6 protein-coding genes are annotated in these 19,691 nt (G+C 34.2%); all 6 read right to left on the bottom strand.

Features of this window, described 5'->3' with window-relative positions:
• Positions 1 to 16: 16 nt before the first annotated feature.
• The 6 genes from BMY86_RS05840 to BMY86_RS05865 all read right to left on the bottom strand — a co-directional run bounded on the left by BMY86_RS05840 (position 17) and on the right by BMY86_RS05865 (position 19,634).
• Positions 17 to 5,065, bottom strand: a complete 5,049-nt coding sequence (locus BMY86_RS05840; RefSeq protein ID WP_091466390.1) for a beta strand repeat-containing protein — start codon at positions 5,063 to 5,065, stop codon at positions 17 to 19.
• 303 nt (positions 5,066 to 5,368) lie between these two features.
• Positions 5,369 to 8,128: a T9SS sorting signal type C domain-containing protein gene (locus tag BMY86_RS05845; protein ID WP_177177134.1), complete on the bottom strand. Its 2,760-nt coding sequence runs from the start codon at positions 8,126 to 8,128 to the stop codon at positions 5,369 to 5,371.
• A gap of 310 nt (positions 8,129 to 8,438) precedes the next feature.
• Complete coding sequence (locus BMY86_RS05850) at positions 8,439 to 9,884, bottom strand: hypothetical protein (protein ID WP_091466396.1); 1,446 nt, start codon at positions 9,882 to 9,884, stop codon at positions 8,439 to 8,441.
• Positions 9,885 to 10,067: 183 nt separating this feature from the next.
• The gene (locus BMY86_RS05855; RefSeq protein ID WP_143065609.1) at positions 10,068 to 12,038 is read right to left on the bottom strand and encodes a hypothetical protein; all 1,971 of its coding nucleotides are present in this window, start codon (positions 12,036 to 12,038) and stop codon (positions 10,068 to 10,070) included.
• A gap of 181 nt (positions 12,039 to 12,219) precedes the next feature.
• The gene (locus tag BMY86_RS05860; RefSeq protein WP_091466400.1) at positions 12,220 to 13,656 is read right to left on the bottom strand and encodes a hypothetical protein; all 1,437 of its coding nucleotides are present in this window, start codon (positions 13,654 to 13,656) and stop codon (positions 12,220 to 12,222) included.
• Between the two features lie 212 nt (positions 13,657 to 13,868).
• Entirely contained in the window at positions 13,869 to 19,634 is a 5,766-nt protein-coding gene (locus BMY86_RS05865) for a GEVED domain-containing protein (protein ID WP_143065610.1), read from the bottom strand.
• Positions 19,635 to 19,691: the final 57 nt, after the last annotated feature.

Below are 19,691 nucleotides of genomic sequence, written 5' to 3' on the forward strand. Positions count from 1 at the left end.
TTCAATATAAATGTTTTTAATTTGGCTCTAAGAATAAACCATCAATATTGCTTAAAGCAATTTTATATAATCCATCTTGAGGAACGGCAACTCCAATATTAACTTTATCATTTTTGTCAAATGGTAGTTTTCTACCTTGGATAACCATTTCATCATCTCCAATTAAAGAGAAAATATTTAAAGATAATTTTTCATTTGCAAATGCATCAAATAAACGATCCTCTTGATTAGTAGCATTTTCAACATAACCTAAAAGAGATCTAACATTTGAGCCATTTGGATGAATAATATCAAACCAAATTCTATGTTTTTCTAAATCATCTGAATTAATTTCTTCGCTTGAATTTCTATAAAATACAGAGTTGTTATACGTACTGCTTCTTAATGAATTGTTGAAAATTAAATTTTCAGTAGCTGCAGCACTTGTATGTAACATCGATACAAAGAAACCTTGACCACCAGCAATATAACCATTAAAAGCACCTGCTCCACTTGAAGCTCCAACAGAGTTATATGTTATGTAATCTGTAGGTGTATAATTATAAACGTAGTTGTTATAAAATGGATCTGAAATTGATGAAGATGGTAATGTTCCATGCGTCCAAATATTAACGAATCCAGCAATATTAGTGTTTAAAGTTAAGAAATTAATTGCATGAATCGCTGAAGGATATGGGTTTCCTACTAAATTCCAGTTATCATCATCTTTAGTTCCTAATGTAGTTGAAACTACAGTATTATAATTTACACCATTATAAGTTCCTCTACTAATTGGAATTGCAATATTACCATTGTTTGGAACACCAGTAAATGTAGCTGTATAATTTGTTAATGCAGTTAATGAATAAGAATCTGGTCCTCTTAAACAATAACCTTTACCTAATACCATAGTTTCATTAGCGTAAGTCCAATTACCAAAATTATTTACAGCTGCCGTTGTTGGTAACCATTTATATTGGTAACCTAAACTTGTTCCAGGTGATACGGCGCTATTTGCAAATCCAGCTACTGGCGTTGACCAATAAACATAATCTTGTCTTCTTATGTTTGCCGTTCTTTTGTATTGAATATTACCAGAATTTGTAACATTGTTAATTTGTACTAAGCTTCCAGTGTTTTCAATAATCATGTTTCCACCAGCTGCAACATTTACAGCATTTGTAACAGTAATTGAATTTCCAGGGTTTACAGTTAATATACCTCCAGATTGAATGTTTATACTACATGCATATGCAGCTGAACCACTTGAAATAATCGGTTTGTTTGTTGTATTTGGAATTAATACACTTTCTGTTGATGTAGGTACACCTGAAGGTGTCCAGTTTGCAGCAGTGTTCCAATTAGTACCTGCTGAACCATTCCATGATTTTGAAGCATTTACTGTAACTGTTGTTTGGTCTGATTGCTTTAAGGTTGTACCGTTACAAAGTGTATAAGTAATTTCTGCTGTGTATGTTGTTGTAGCAGTAGGGCATACATTAATTACTGGTGTTGTTCCAACTACAGGACCTGTTGTTCCTGCGCCTTGATACCATTTAATTGATGCAATTGAACTTCCAGATGGAACAAAACGCCAAGCTTCATTTGTTGAAGTCCAGTTAGGGTCTAAAACATTTCTTCCTGGAGGAACAGAAGCTAAAGTACCTGTAGCATTTTGAATACCAATTACTGCATTTCCATCATTCCACATTCCTTCAACACCAGAACCTGAATAAGTAGTTATTCTTTTTTTATTTACATAAACTTCAATAATATTTGAATTTTCATATAAAACTATCATTCCAGTATAATCGTTTGTAGTGTCATTTGAATACATTGGTACATTATACCAAGATACTACTAATGCTCTACAACCTGTAGGTAATGTAATTAATTGCCAACCAACATTTCCACCATTAGTTGGATTGATATCATGAAATACTCCAAAAATTGAATTTTCAATTAAAGCTGAATGTCCACTTACCGGTAAATTTGCTCCAGTTGAACCGTACATACTCCAACTACATGTTCCTCCAGCTGTATTGTTAACTAAATCAAAAGTGATTACACCATTTGAACCAATTAAACATTTGTTATAAGTATTACCATAGAAACAAAAGTCAAAAGGTAAATTAACTTGTGGAGACCAAACGTCGTCTACATTCACACTTACAGGGTTAGTTAACCCATTAAATGGAATAGGAGGATTATATTGAATTGGTTCAACCATGTAATTAGTTGTGTTTCCTAAATCTAAATAAGTAGCTTCTAAATCTGTACAGCTACCAGTAGAACAATCAAGAGGAGCAGGGTCAGCACCATTTAAGTTTAATCCACCTGATACAACATTTGGACAACCTGTTAAAACATCACTAACTACCATTGTAGTAAACGTTCCATTTGAAGAATTACTGCTAATACTACTGTTAGTACACGTAACTACTAATCTCCATAATACAACTCCACTTGCAGGTGCTGTTGCGTTATAATTTGCATAAGAACTTGTTGCAGCACCAGCATTTGTCCATGATCCACCTGAGTTTGTACTATATTGCCATTGATAAGTCATGTTTAAAGCTTGAGTATATCCTGTAGCTGAAACAGTATAAGGACTTCCTGGCCAAGTTGTATTTGGCGAAGTTGTTACAGTTCCTCCAGTTGGAGTACCTGCACAAGCAGGAAAACAAACGCCACTATAAGAAACTGATAAAGCAAAACCAGAATAAACAACTGAACTATCAGAAGTAAATTGAACTGTTAGAGTTTGTCCTGCAGTTCCTGTGTAATTTATTGATCCTGTACCTGAGTATGTACCTAATAAAGTACCTCCAGTTCCTACACCAGAATAAATTTTAATATAATCAACACTTTCTGTTGTATAATTTCCAGATATTGTAATTGTAGCAGAAAGACCAGCTTCTAGAACTGTATAACCATTTGAACTATTTGCATAATCTCCTGATACACCACCATTGTCATATAAAACAATATTAGTTCCACAAGAAACAGTATTGTTTCCAGTAGCTGGTATGTTTTGAGTAGAAACAGAATTAAATGTACCGTTTGTAGAAGTTGCACTTTGTCCGCTAGCAGTACAAGTAACAATTAAATGCCATAAAACAGTTGTTCCTAATGCAGGAGCAGTTGCAGTAGTATTTGAATAAGAACCTGTGGCTGCACCTTGATTAGTCCAAGATCCACCGCCGTTTGTACTATATTGCCATTGGAATGTAAGTCCAGTAGCACCAGTGTATCCTGTTGCAGAAACTGTATATGTTGAACCAGGTGATGCTGAAGCAGGTGTTGCAATTGCAGTACCTCCAGTAGGAGTTCCAGCACAAGCAGGATTACAAACGCCACTATAAGTAACGGTTAAAGCAAAACCTGAATAAACAACAGAACTATCAGAAGTAAATTGAACCGTTAATGCTTGTCCAGCTGTTCCTGTATAATTTATTGATCCTGTACCAGAATATGTACCTAATAAAGTACCTCCTGTTCCAACTCCACTGTAAATTCTAATATAATCAACACTTTCTGTTGTGTAGTTACCCGAAATAGTTATGGTTGAAGCCAATCCGGCATCTAAAACAGTATAACCACTTGAACTATTAGCATAGTCACTTGTACCTCCATTGTCATATAAAATAATATTTGTACCACAAGTTGCAGTATTATTTCCAGAAGATGGGATATTTAATGTAGAAACTGATGTAAATGTACCATTTGTAGAAGTTGCACTTTGGCCACTTGCTGTACATGTTACTATTAAATGCCATAAAACCGTAGTACCTAATGCTGGTGCAGTTGCTGTGTAATTTGAATAGGTTGCAGTAGCAGTACCTTGATTAGTCCATGATCCACCACCATTAGTACTATATTGCCATTGATACGTTAAACCAGAAGCATTTGTAAAACCAGATGCAGAAACTGTGTAGTTAGATCCAGGATTTCCTGATGTTGGAGAAGTAATAGTTGTTCCTGCAGTAGGAGTACCTGTACAAGCAGGAGGTGCAGTTACTTGAACAGTATAATCTTCTGCTTCTGTATAAGTATCCGTTCCACAAGCTGCAGGGTCTGTAGAAAAATAGTTTGCTACTACCCTTAATCTATAACTTCCAGGAGCTGTACCAACAGGGATAGTTATTGTACCAGTTGCTCCTGAAACATAAGAACCAGAAGCATATACTTTTTCACCTGCATCAGCAAAATCTAAATCGTTATTCCAATCAACCCAAATATTAATTCCATGTGTTCCAGAACTAACTGTTGTATTAAAATTAAAACTACTTCCAGAAATTTGACTTACAATTTGAGCAACATAATTTCCATATCCTCCTGCTGAATATGTCGTGTTATTATTTATATTTAAAATACCGCCAGTAGTTGAAAATTTATTTATCCAATACGTACTTGAAGTTGTACTGTAAGAACAATATACTCCAGCAGTATAAGTAAAACGAATTTCACCTCTAGCTCCAGCTCCACCAGCACCTTCTTCGCCTCCGCCGCCTCCGCCGCCTGGTGTGTTTCCATTACCTCCAGCTCCATTAGTAGCACCAGCTCCACCAGTTCCTCCACTTGGAGCATCTCCACCTTTTCCACCAGAATTTCCTCCAAGAACACCTGAGTTACCCGTAGAGTTAGTAGATCCTCCTGATGCTGCTCCACCAGTTCCTATAGCTCCTTCATTTCCACCACCACCAGTACCACCATTTGCTGTTAAAGTGAATCCGCCAATAGTTATTGTTGAATTACCACCTGTTACACCTGTTCCTGCCGCTGCACCACCGCCAGCACCGCCAGTTCCTATAGTAAAAGGAATTACGGCTCCAGGTGTTACAGTTACAGTTCTAGTAACATAAGCTCCAGATCCTCCACCAGATCCACCGTCTTTATTTACATTTGACCCGCCGCCGCCGCCGCCGCCGCCCCAAATGTCAACTTTAACAGATGTTACGCCTGTTGGTACAGTCCAAGAACCTGATGTTGTGTAGGGTTCAGTTGTTTGAGAAAACCCTATAAAAGGGAATAATACAAGTAGTAGTTGTATTACTTGTTTTAAGTTAATAATTTTTGGTTTCATTTTTTTTGTTTAGTCTTTTGTGTGTGTTTATTGATTTACATAATTAATTGTTTATTATAACTTTTATTAATTTAACATTACCAAATGATTATGTTATAATGTTGAGCAATATAAATATTTTAAACATATTCTGTATGAAATGTTTAAAAAATTCGACACAAAACAATAAATATCGACGAAATGCACTATAACTCGATAAAATACAAAAATGATTAAAAAAATTAAGTTTAATTGTGTTAAAAGTTAAATGTTTAACAAAAAAAAGACCTCTAAAAGAGGTCTCTTCCCGCGTTAATGTTAAATTTAATAAATGATTTTTTTGGTAATCATTTTATTGTTTTCAAGTAAAACTTTTACAATTAAAACACTTGAGGTTGGTTTTAATTCGGTTAAAATTTGTTCTAATTGATTGATATTTTTTTTATCAATTACTTTTTTGCCAAGTACATCATAAATAGATAAATCTTTGATTGCAATTGTTGATGATTTTACATTAAGTTGATTGTCAACAAAAATGGTAACCTGATTAGTATTTATGTTATTTTCATCAAATGATAAAGTCTGATTAGTGAATTTTATATTAAATCTATCGATATTTTCTCCTTGATTAGAGTTAAACGCATAAGGAGAATTTCTCAAATTGTGAACTACATTTAATAATTTATCTTCTAAATAAATTTCTTGGTTTTGATTTGTAAAGAAACCGTCTACATCTTTTATAGCAATGTTGTAATTTCCAGTCGTTGGAATTTTCATTGCCAAAGGTATAAAATCATTATTGTTGAAAGGAAGACTTCTACCTTGAATAATATTTCTATCATATCCTTCTAATAAAGAATAAATGCTGAATGTTGCTTTTAAATCGGCTTGAGCATCATACATTAAATCTTTTTGGTTACTTGCCCCATTAATATAAGCGATTAATGTTGATGTGCTAGCTGATTGTGAAACTAAATCAATCCATATTCTACCTTCAGGATAAACGTCTTGAGTTGCATTTGAATTTCTATAAAATTGATCATTTCGATACGATACATTTCTCATAGAATTTGAGAAAATTGCATTAGCAGAAGTAGAAGCACTTGTAGGTTTCATCATTACAAAAAATCCTTGTCCAGCTCCAATATAACCATCAAAACCTACCGGATCTGAAGGTCCAGATAAATTATAAGTCAAATAATCTGTAGGATCATAATTATAGGCGAAATTGCTATAAAAAGGATCTGCAGCTGTTGTGCTTGGTGCTATACCATGACGCCAAATATTGATAAATCCTGAAAGGTTTGCAGAATTGGTTGTTAAAAAAGCATCTGCCGATATAGAGGATGGATATGGATTTCCTAATAAATTCCAATTATCATCATCTTGATTGGCGTTTGTAGGCGAAAAAGGAGATGGGTAAGTTCCAACTGTATTGTAAGTTCCTCTTGAAATTGGTGTGTTTATTGTTCCATTATTTGGTACGCCAGTAAATACTGAAGTGTAATTTGTTGGAGAATTAGTCGGTGCATTATTCAATCCTCTTTCAATATATCCTTTACCAAGTATCATGGTTTCATTTCCATACGCCCAAGTACCAAATTCACCTATGCCATTTCCAGGAACTGTTGGCACCCATTTATAAATATTAGCATTATTAGAATATGTTGAAATATTTGCAGCACTAAAATTAGCAACAGGACTCGACCAATATACGTAATCTAAATTATCAACAAATGATATTCTTTCCATGTTTATATTTCCAGAATTAACCACATTGTTAACTTGAACTAAACTTCCGTTATTTCTAATTGTAAAAGTTCCAGAAGCGTTAACATTAACAACATCTGTAACTTGTAATATGCTATTGGATCCAATTTCTAAATTACCACCACTTGGAACAGTAATGGAATAAGCATAGGCTGGGGTAGGACCAGTAATTACTGGACTAAAACCTGAATTTGAGATTATAGCACAATCTGTTGATGAAGGAACATTGTTAGGTGTCCAATTTGCTGGTAAAAACCAATTTGAACTAACAGATCCATTCCATACTTTACTTGAACTAATAAGGCTAACATTACTACTAGGATTTGAAATACAGCCATTATTGTTTGTAACAGTAAAAGTGTAATTACCAGCAGCCAATCCATTAATGGTATAACTACTTCCGGAACCTGAAATTGATCCAGGATTTATGGTCCAAGTTCCTGAAGGAAGATTGTTTAATTGTACGCTTCCTGTTGGAACAGAACAAGTTGGTTGAGTAATTGTTCCAATGGTTACTGTGCTTGGTTTTGAATTAACAGATATAGAAATGGCTTCAAAATTATTATAAGTATTTCCACTATATGTTGTGGTACAAGTTAAAGTAGCTGTATAAGTACCCACTACAGCATTTGTGATAACCGGATTTTGTGAGGAAGAAGAACTGCTTCCGCCTCCTGGTGCAATTATTGTCCAACTATAAGTAACAGCAGTTCCAAAGGTTCCAGAATAACTTCCTAATAGATTAATTGAGTCTCCTTCACAAACTGGTGAATTTGAATTAGGAATGGCATTTAATGTACCATCTCCAGCCATAACTTCATCAAAAGTTAAAGCTGTAGTTCCACCACCATTACAATATGCATAAACAGAAGTACCAATGTGAATGTCTTGGTTGTGATTACAATCTCCAATTAATCCAAAATAATCAGGGTTTGGAGTGATGTCTGATGTAACATATAAAACAGCATTTGAAGGTAACATTAAATCTACTTTATTAATAAAAGTTATTGTTCCTAAATATGGAGTAACTGAAATTAATTGTGTATTAAAAATGTAATCAGTTCCATTTCCACCGGTATTTGTTCCGGTTAATGTTAAATTACCATTTATTACAATTGATCCAATGGTTCCAGTATTGATTCCAGCTGATCCAATTGTAATTGAATGCCCTGATTGAATCGTAACAACACCAGTACCTGATGGGTTCTGACCAGGATAAGTAGGGGCGGAAACCCAGCTACTACCGTCATAATATTCCCAACTACCTAAAGTAGTCCAAGGACCGCCTGGATTAACAGATCTATAATCTCCCAAAGATTGACTAAATATTTGAGAAGAAGCGAATAACATCATCAATAAAAATATCCTATATATATAAATATTTAAGTTGTTAAAGCTAAGTAGGATTGTGTTGGGATAGGGCTTTTGGAGTTTGAAGTAAATATTATTCATAAATTTCTCTTTTAGCTATTACAAAGATACCATTATAAGTAATGTGAATTTAATTTCAAGCCTTCTTTTAACCTTGAAAATCAAGCACTTAATCGAAAAGTTTTTTTAATTCGAATTGATATTAATCTTAAAAAGACCTTTTAAAGGTCTTTTTCATTTTTTAAAATGCAATTTAATTTCTTGTTTCCTTTTTTAATGTTACTTCAGTATGTTTTAAATTTGAAGGTCCAATAGGTAGTCTTAAACTTTCAAATTCAGATGTCGTTTTACCACTGATGTCTTTTGAATTGGCTCTGTTTGCAACAATATGCCAAGAAAATGAGATGTTGCTTTTTCCATTATTAAGCTCTATAACTCTAAATCCTTCAATTGTTTTTTCCGATACAAAAACACCATTACAATCTCCTTCAAGTTGTATAAATACTTTCAAAGGATGTTTTTCATCTACTATTATTGATTTGGCTAAAATTTCATCTATTTTTATATAAGCTTCACCATTCTCTAATTTTCCAATGCCATAATCTTCAAATAATACTTCTGGAGCTTCCGGACAAAACATGACTCTTGGAACATTATTTTGATCAGGGATTAAAGTTGAAGCAGTACCATTTCCTATAACTTTATAATCAGTTGTTGAACCATTATTTCCACCTGAATTAGTATGTCTGTATTTGATTCCTGTATAAGAATATGATGGGGTTGATGCTGAACTTACACCTCCTTCAAAATAGCCTCCATATAAAATATCTTGAGCACTTAAAACACCATTTGGTGAGGCATTATCTTTTCCTGCTAATTTTGCAAATGCGCTATTATTAGATGTTGTAGAATTGTTATCAGAATCTAATGAAAAAGCAGCTGCAGCATGTCCATTATGAGCGTTATTACTCGGATCGCCATTTCCGCAAAAGCCATATATACCATAACCATTTACATGAGATCCAGATACTCCAGCACCAAGAGTTGGAATAACACTTGCGCCACCTCCGCCACCTAAAATTGCAATTCCTGTAGCATTTGAATTTGTACCCCAAAAAGCATTGCCTTTACCGGTTGAATCGTCATTTGCTGTTGCTCCAACAGCATCATTTGTAGCTCCAGTTTGAGTAATTCTTAGTTTTGTATTTGCATTTCCAGCATTATTTATGGCAATATTTCCATCACTTCTGAAACGCATTCTTTCTAAATTGTTCGTATGAACTCTCATATCAACATTGTCTGTTGTTCCTAAAAAGTTAGTTGCAGCTGAACCAAATGCATTAGGGACAGTTGAACTATTTCCAACTAAAGACCAATCTAAACCACCAGGAGAACCTGCAAAAGCTACCCATCTTGTACCGTTCCAATAATATAATCCTGGACCTACATTGTTAGGTGCAGCTCCTGCCGTTGCAGTATTGTAAACTATAGTTCCGGTTGGAATGGCTCCACCTTGTGGATTTACTACAGGTGCTTCTACAATAATTGAAGTTAATGCAACTCTTGGTGCTACAAAACCATAATTTGTTGCTACAGTTGGATTTAAATCAAGTGCACCTGCTGGAGTTGTAGTTCCTATACCAACTTGTGCATTTAATTGAAAAGTAATAAAGATTAAAAAGCATACAATATTTTTCATAACAAGCTGAATTTGTGTGAATTATACTGCAATTTACTTACATTTTTTTTAAAGAATAAGTAGTTTGAATTTTTCTCGTTATAGTGTTTTTAATATTCGTTGAATAACAAAAAAGGGCAACCAAATTTGGTTACCCTTTTTCTAATTAATTAAGGTGAATTAACTAAACAAAAAAATTATATTTTAATTTCTCTTAGAAGTTTCTTTTTTATTGTATTTGATGATTCCTTCAGGAATTCTTTCAAATTTAACTTTGTTTCCATCAAAATAGATAGGAGTTCCTTCTTCTTTACCACCATCATTATTCATAACTCCATTAATGTTTTTATCAAAATCTTTTGCTAATATTGTTTCTGAAATTTCCACCCCGTTTTCAAACCCTGCTCTAGTTCCAATTGCTGTCCAATTAAAAGCTACATTGCTTGTTCCGTTCATGTTTTCTTTAACATAAAATCCTTCTTTAGTTACATTGCTTACATATACTCCTTTTGATTCTCCAGTTGGTGTAATAGTAATGTTAATCCCTTCTTTTTCTGAAACTAAATTTTTAAAAGATTCTTTAAATGAAATGAAACTTTCACCATTTGTTAATTTTCCAACACCTCTTGTAGTAACATCCACTTCTGTTGAAGTAGCAGTATACGAAACAGCCTTTTCGTTATTTGAAGTTTCAGTTAATTGAATAATTGGTTGATTTGTGATAGTATTCCCTTGAACATACATTCCGAATTCATCTCCTTTAGAAACTAAACCATATTGATTTCCTTTTACATATCCACCCATAAAACCACCATTTACTCCTAAACCAATAATATTGTTAGCTTTGTTAGAAACTGAATTTCTACCATTTCCACTTCCATAATCGGTATTGTTATTTCCAGCATAAATACTATAATTAGTTCCGTTTTTAGAAACATATCCTAATAAACCAAAATCACCTGCTGCATTTGTTCCTAAAACTCCACCTGTCGCATCTGGTTGACTTGCCACACCTAATAATAAAATGTCTCCAACAACTCCAAATTGATAAGCATCTGTACCTGCAGGTGTTGAACGTGTAGCGAAGTTTCCATATACTCCAGCAATAGATTTTGAAGATGAATTGTAAGCTCCTCCTGATAATCCTGTACCTCTAGTAATGTTGTTGTTTTCTCCTAATACTGATGTTGCAGTAGCTAAACCAGAAGCAGTTTCATCTATAATACCATGTACTCCAATTGGAATAGTTGTTACTCCTGAAGCACCATCTGCTTGTCCTAATACTCCTTCTCCTGTTTGTACATAACTTGAAATTGTACCTGGTTGCGTTAAACCTACAACTCCATAACCAGTTCTATTTGAAAATCCAAAAATACCTATACCACTATCGTCAGCGTATCCAGATATAGCTCTTTTTTTTGTGCTATTTGGATATCCTGTAATGTTTTGAAAAGCAGTAGCTGAAGTATTTGATGATAAAATATCTCTTGAATCTTCCCCTGAAGCTTTACCAATTACAGTATTTCCTTCAACTCTTAAACCGTTTGTTGGAGCTGCATTAGTAGAAGCATAAGTAGCTCCTATACTTACATTGCTATTTTCTCTTAATCTTAAACCTTCTGTGCCGTTTGTTGTTAAACTTATATTATCGGCAGCAGATCTAAAAACTCCTGTATTTGGATCTGCATTCCAAGAAAAAGCGGGTGTTCCTGCAGCACCAGCGTAATAAGATTGTAATTGTCCGTTTGTGTTAGAAATATTCAAACGATCTGTTCCTTGAGTTTTAAATCTTAAATCTTGAGCATCAGTTGTACCAATGAAATTTGTGCCTGCTGTAGTTCCAGAGTTTCCAGTTAATGACCAATCATTATTTGCAGAAGAAATCATTAATCGAACCCATCTGTCTGACGCTACTGTAGGAGTAGTTTCCCAGTAATAATAACCTGGAGTTACATCTCCAGCAGTTGCAGTATTGTATACTAACTCTGATTTTGTGGGAGTTATAATTGTAGCAGTTGTTGTATTTGTTAATGCTACACGAGGAATAATTAATCCATCAGTAGTTGATGTTATTTCTAATGCTCCTTGTGGTGTTGTATTTCCAATCCCTACTTGAGCGAAGCTACCAATTGAGCAAAAAATTAGTAGTAATTTGATTCTTAAGTTGTTAGTCATTTTTGTTTGATTTTTTTGCAAATATACACTTATTTGTTAAATTTCAATGCAAAATGCCTTTTTTTTGAAAAATTATAACTTTGTTCCCGTAATTAAAGAGGTTTTTTATTTTTTTTGTATGTATTAGAATAAAAAAAAGCCTCACATTATGTAAGGCTTTTTTTATAGTAAAAAGAAAATTTTATCTTTTTTCAACTTTAGAAGTACCAGGTTTTGGAAAATTAATTTTTTCTGGTCCGATTGGGAATCTTACGTCATCAAATTCTGAAGTAACTTTTCCTTTATTGTCAGTTGCATCAGCTCTATTTCCAATAATTTGCCAAGAAAATTTAGTATTCGATTTACCATTATTTAATTCAGTTACAGTAAATCCTTTGTTTGATTTGTTTGAAATAAACACTCCATTACAGTCACCTTCTAATTGTATAAAAACTTTTACCGGTTTTTTATCAGAAATGTTTTTACTTAAAACTTCATCTAAAGAAATTACTGCTTTTCCATTTATTAATTCTGCTTCTCCGAAATCTTGGAATAAAACTTCTGGTGCTTCAGTACAATACATTACTCTGTTTTTTCCATCATTATCTTTTACCATTGTAGATTTTGTACCAGCAGATAAAATTCCGTAATCAGTTCCACCACTTCTCATACCTACATAGGCATAATCGTTAGTTGATTGACCTCCATCAAAAAAGCCACCATAAAATTTTCCACTTCCACCACTTTCACGACCTGCAATACTAGCAGTTGCTTGAATAGTTGTACCAGTATCAGCAACGCTAAAATAACCACCTTGTCTTTGATCATTATTACTTGCTGCATTTGTTGCTGTTCCTACTAAACCAGCTTCTCTACCTGTTCCAACCGCTCCAACGTTCCATCCAGCTTGTGTAGAGAATCCGTTTCCAGCTCCATCAAAAGCACCACCAGCATTCATAGTAGTAGCGCTAGCATCAACACTGTGTCTTCCATAAATTCCAGCATTTCCTTGTCCAACTGCATATCCATTAATTGGGTAATCATTGCCTGAAGCAACAGATGTAAACATGTCAATTGTTGGGAAAGGGGAAGCAGCTCTAATATGCACGTGATTATTAGCTGCATCTACAAAGAACATTTGAGATTCTCCTGTTCCTTCAACTCTAAAATTATAATTTTGTGCGTCTTCATTTACAACTGTTTCAGTTGTACCCATTCTAATTCTTTCAATGCTATTTGCTCTTAAAATTAATGGTACGTTATCTGTTGTTCCAACATAATTTGTTGCAGGATTAGTTCCTGTGTTTCCAGATAAAGACCAGTCTAAACCTCCTGGAGAACCAGCTAAAGAAATCCATTTTGTACCATCCCAGTAGTACATTCCAGGAACTACATTGTTAGGAATTGAACCTGCAGTAGCAGTATTCCATACTAAAGTACCAATTACTAATGATCCACCTTGTGGATTTACAACTGGAGTAGCAACATTAAGTGCTGTTAAAGCAACTCTAGGAAGTACTAATCCGTTTGTGCTTGAATTGATGTCTAATGCACCAGCAGGAGTTGTTGTACCAACACCAACTTGTGCTTTCATACTAATTGTTGCAATAATTAGTAGTAAACTAAGTTTTATTTTCATGATCTTGGGGGTATGTTAAAAATAGGCGCAAAGATAAGTTCAAATGTTATAAAAATGCAAATAATAGCCTAATATAAATTTTTTTAACAAAATGAAGTATTGATAGTAAATAGGTTAGGAGTTTTTTTGTTTTTAAAAAATGAGTTTTGATAGATATTAATAAAAAAAAGCCCTTACAAAATGTAAGGGCTTTTTTATAGAAGTTTTATTTTTTAGAAAATAATTTTTCTAACCTCTTCAGTATTATCATCTAAAGTTACTTTTACAATAACTAAGTTATTTGTTCTAGCAAAATTATTTGGAACAAAAGTAGTTTGATGAATACCATTTTTACTAATTAATAATTTTCCTTGAACATCAAAAATTTGTACATTTTTAATTTTCTGTTTTCCAGATTCAATTGTTAATACATTATTGTCATAAACAACTAAATCATTTAATGTTACAGTTGTATTTTCAATATCATTATTAATGAATTTTATGATAAAACGATCTGTAATCGTACCTTTTTTAGACATAAATGTATAAGGAGCATTTTTTAAATCATAAGTTACATTTAATTGCTTGTCTTCTAAATATATTTTTTGATCAGTATTTAAGAATAAACCATCTAATGAACCAATTGCAATTTTATACAATCCATCTTGAGGTATAGCTACTCCAATATTTACTTTATCATTTGAGTCAAAAGGAAGTTTTCTACCTTGAATTAACATTTTTTCATTTTCAATTAAAGAGAAAATATTAAATGAAAGTTTTTCATTTGAAAAAGCATCAAATAATCTGTCATTTCCATTTGTAGCATTTTCAACATATCCTAATAATGCTCTTGCACTATTTCCTGTAGGACCAACTAAATCAAACCAAATTCTATGTCTTTCTAATTCATTTGAATCTGTATTTTCACTATTTGTTCTAAAAAACTGACCATTATTATATGTATTACCAGTTCCGATATCTCTTCTTAATGAATTATTAAAAACTAAATTCTCAGTTGTTGCTGCAGTTGTATGTAGCATAGAAACAAAGAAACCTTGTCCAGCTCCAATATATCCATTAAAACCAAGTGGGGTAGAAGCTCCTGTAGAATTATAAGTAATATAATCTGTTGGTGTGTAATTATAAATATAATTGTTATAAAATGGATCAGCTATTGCACTAGAAGGTAATGTTCCATGAGTCCAAATATTAACAAATCCTGCAATGTTAGTGTTTAATGTTAAGAAATTAATTGCATTAATTGCAGAAGGATATGGGTTTCCTACTAAATTCCAGTTATCATCATCTTTAGTTCCAGGTGTTGTTGAAACGCCAGTTGAGTAATTTACTCCATCATAAGTACCTCTGCTTATTGGAATTGTAATATTTCCATTATTAGGTACTCCAACAAATGTCGCAGTATAATTGGCAGCTGTAGAAAGTGAATAAAAATCAGGAGATCTTAAACAATATCCTTTACCTAAAACCATAGTTTCATTAGCATATGTCCAGTTACCAAAATTATTAATACCGCCTGTTGTTGGTAACCATTTATATTGATATCCTAAGCTTGTACCAGGTGAAACTGCACTATTTGCAAATCCTGCAACAGGTGTTGACCAATACACATAATCTTGTCTTCTAACAAATGAATTACGTTTCATTCTGATGTTTCCAGTATTAACAACATTGTTTATTTGCACTAAGTTAGCGCTATTTTCCATGTTAATCAATCCTGTGCCAGCAACATTAATGACATCTCCAATTGTTAAATTATTATTTGGATAAATATTTAAAACACCGTTGTTTTTAACATTTAAAGTTTTACCAAGAGCGTATGAGCCTGCAGTATTTATTTCAGATGGTCTATTTGCAGTTGTTGCAATGTCTGGAATAATTACACAAGTATTTGCGTCAGGAACACCAATAGGGCTCCAGTTATTTGCATTATACCAGTTATTATCAACTGAACCTTTCCAAATTTTTGATTTATTTAAAATTGTAATGTCTTGACTTGCAGTACAACCATTAGAAAGAACAGCAGTTGCCGTAAATGTATAGCTACCTAATTCTAATTGAGTTAAAGTAGGTTTAACATACACTGTTACAATTGGTGATCCAGCTACATAAGGTGTTGTTGCAGCAGGATTAGTATAAACATCAGGTAGAGTTGTAGGGCTAGACCATACAAAGGCAGTGTTTAATGGTAAATCACCAAAAATTCTTATATCATCCACAGCTACTCCGTCAGGTAAGTACCCAGTTGCAGTACCTAAAGAATGATGTTTAACTCTAACTTTAAGATTAGCTTGATTAATATATCCGTTTAAATTATATGATAAATTAACAAATTTAGTTCCAATACCTGTGTCAGCAGTGAATGTTTGTAAAGTTGTCCATGCTCCACCTCCGTTTGTTGAGATGTCAATTGTTACAAATTCGTCACTATTGTTTGTGTTGTCTGGGTAATATCGTGAATAATAAAACTTCATAGTCATGGTTAAATTCAAATATGAAGTTGAATTTAATGTTGCAGAAACTAAAGAATTCTCAACTAATACATCTGGAGGTGTTCCGGAATCAGATGTAGCTAAAGCAAATAAGTTAGGTGCAAGGCCACTTGAAATAGCTGGTTTCCATGATAATCCAACAGTTGGAACAAAAGTACTTGGTCTGTTTGTCCATTTCGTGTCATTTTTAATACCAGCAGGTGTTGTGTCTGAATTTACATTAGTAAAAGCTCCTAAAGCTCCACCCTCAAATCTTTCATATAATAAGTCAGTTAGTTGTTTGTCACCACCGGCAGATAAAGAAACAATTGTGTTTTCTCCACAAACATCAGGTGAAGATTGTGTAAATGTAAGAGTAGGAGTTGGGTTTACTCTAGCTACAACAGGTGTTCTTACAAATGATTCACACGTTCCATTCCAAGCAGTGCAATAAAAAGTTGTTGTTGATGAAATAGATGGTGTTTCCCATGTACCACCACTTGTAGATGTGCCTAAAAATAAACCGCCTGTAAGTGAATCGTACCATCTTATTTCAGTTGTTCCAGCTGTTCCATTGGCTACTAAATCAACAACACCAGAATTACAAACACTACCTTCTGTTACAGAAGTAATATTAGCATCGCATCTTTGAATAACAGTAAATAAATAATCTTCGGCTTCACCGTATTCAGTTGCTGTATAAGCACCAACAGGTATAGTGTTAAATGTTTCACAAGCATCGAAATTATATGAAAAAGTTTCATTTGTAACTGCTGGAGGGCCACTTACATAAAAGCTATTATAAGTTCTTACTCTAATTCTATAATTTCCTGGCACTGTTCCAGTTGGAATTACAAAACCAAATGTGCTTGAAATACCTGCAGCTGGTGGTCCGTAAACTTTTTCGCTGTTTTCAAAAGTTCCGTTTTTGTTCCAATCTACCCAGGCGTAAAGTTTTGTTCTACCTCCTATTGATTCTACAATCATATTTACCCCTTCTCCTTGAGCTTGCTGAGCTTTTATTGCTAAACCAGTAAAGTCTTGATAACCAGGTGTTACATCTGAATAAGTACTTATGTTGTTTGTTTCTACTAATGTTCCAATGAAGGCAACTCTACTGATGTATCTATCGTCATTTTGACCTAACGTAGTTTGTGGAGTACAAGGTGCTGGAGCTGCTCCAACAGTAGTTGCGTTACCAATTAAAACAGTTGGATTTGTATTGTATAAAGGTCCTCCACTACATAATGCGTTCATTGAATAAACATAAAAATAGTAAGTAGAAGTTGTGTTTAATCCAGTTGCCGTGAATGTTGTGTTTGAATCTGTATCAACAACAGTGTTTCCTACACCAATACTAGAGCCAATAGCATAAGTAGTTCCATCCATAACCAATCCAGTAGGAGAAGTACCAGTTGTATTCATAACTACTAAGTAGTTTTGAGGAGCTGGAGCTGCTGCTGTAAACGAACCTGCAATAGATGTAGCTCCTGGAGTTAATACTAAAACAGTTGGCTGAGCAGTAGGTTCTGTACAAGCTGGAGCTGCAAGAATAGTAACACTATAATCTTCAACTTCACCATCAAATCCATTAGCACATGGAGTTGAAACAGTTGTAAAACGTGTAGCAACTCTCATTCTTGTAGTTCCAATTGCTGAATTTACTGGTATTAATATAGGATAAGGACATCCTGAACTTAATCCATTTGCATTATTTGTAACGGTTCCTAAATCATATCCTTCACCTGCGTCATCAAAGTCCCCGTCTCTATTCCAGTCAAACCAAACCATTTGTGCCATAGTGTAATTACCGTCTGTATTTACTCTTACATTTATATTATGCGTTTGGCCTTGTGTTACAGTAGTGTTTTGAGTTCCAGTATAATCTGTATATGGAATAGCTGCTGTTGTAGCAGTTGTGTTATTAATAGTGTTGAATTGTACATTTGTAATACCATCAGGGAAGTTAGTATTTGGTACAGAAGCACAATATACTAATGAAATATTTAAGATTGCTGTTGTAGAATAAGTAGATGTGCCACAAGCATTTGTTGCAGAAGCATGATACTGATATCCATCCATTCCCATTGTTACGCCTGTGATGTTTAATGTTGCAGTTGTAGCGTTACTATAAACTCCACCGTTTGTGATGGTTGTCCAAGTTGACCCTCCATTTGTACTTACTTGCCAAGTGTAACTTGTTGGAGTGTTAGATCCAACAACGGTAAATGAAGTGTTAGATCCAGCAGCTACACTCACACTTGTAGGGTTTGTTGTTATTGTTGGAGAGGTTGTAACTATTAATGAAGTTGAAATACTACAAGTTGATGGAAGTGTGTATACAACCGATACTGAACCTGTACTTACGCCAGTAACAACACCTCCTGCTGAAATTGTTGCAGATCCAGTGCCATTTACAATTGACCAAGTACCTCCTGCTGATGCGTTTGTAAATGCAGGTGTAGTACCGCCTGTACAAACTGTTGCAGCTCCACCTCCTATAGCAGCTGGTAGTGGATTTACAGTTATGCTTCTTCCGTTATTTCTTCTTCCGTTATTGTTGATATCTACTACGCCAGAAGTTGTACCAGCTCCGACTACTGCAGTAATTGTTGTTGTGTTTACTACTACGATGCTTGTACATGCAGTTCCGTTTACAGTAATTGTTGTAGAACCTAAAGTTGAGAAATTTGTCCCTGTGATAGTTATAGTGCTACCAACACAAACTGGACTAGGTGTAACATTTGATACGGTAATGTAATCAAACATAACACATCCTGGAGCACCTGCACCTCCAGCTCTACTTGTTCCTCCAGATCTAACACCACCACCACCACCTGCGCCTGGTTGGTTTCCAGGAGATCCAACAGCGTTATTTCCACCAGCTCCACCAGCTCCAAAAATAGTAAATGCTGTACCAGAGTTTCCTCCATTTCCTGCAGGATTTCCACTTCTTGTTCCTGGTAAACCATTGCTTAAAGTTGTTCCTGCAGAACCTGATGCAATTCCACCGTCACTATTTCCGGCAGTTATAGCGGCATTATTTGCCAATCCTCCAGTACCAAATCCACCAGTTAAAGTTACAGATGGTGTTACTGCGGTTACTGAAGATGCTGTTCCGTCTCCTCCGTTTCCTCCAGCAGCTCCAGCAGCTCCGCCTGTACCAACATTATATGTAAATAAGTTTGTTGCAGAAACTGCTATTTGAATAGATGAAGCAGCTCCACCTCCTCCGCCATTTCCTCCTGCGTTATTTGAATTTGATCCACCACCACCACCACCAGCTCCCCAAGCAGAAGCGTTTACGTGTGTTACATTTGCAGGTACTGAAAAAGTTTTGCCTAATCCAGGAGTATTATCACTTCCAGGAAATTGCCCAAAAACACTTGTTAAGCCGAAAAACATAAAAACAAAAACAGAAAGTAGGCTGAGTCTGTTTTTTAGAAAATCAATATTACAAGACAATATTGTGTCGTGTAAAAATGTTGTTAAATTGTAATTTTGTTTCATAGAATGGGTAGTTTGTAATGTTTTTTATCAGAAATTTATTATTTTTTTAATAAAAAT

The sequence above is a fragment of the Flavobacterium urocaniciphilum genome (assembly GCF_900110615.1).
Lineage (GTDB): Bacteria > Bacteroidota > Bacteroidia > Flavobacteriales > Flavobacteriaceae > Flavobacterium > Flavobacterium urocaniciphilum.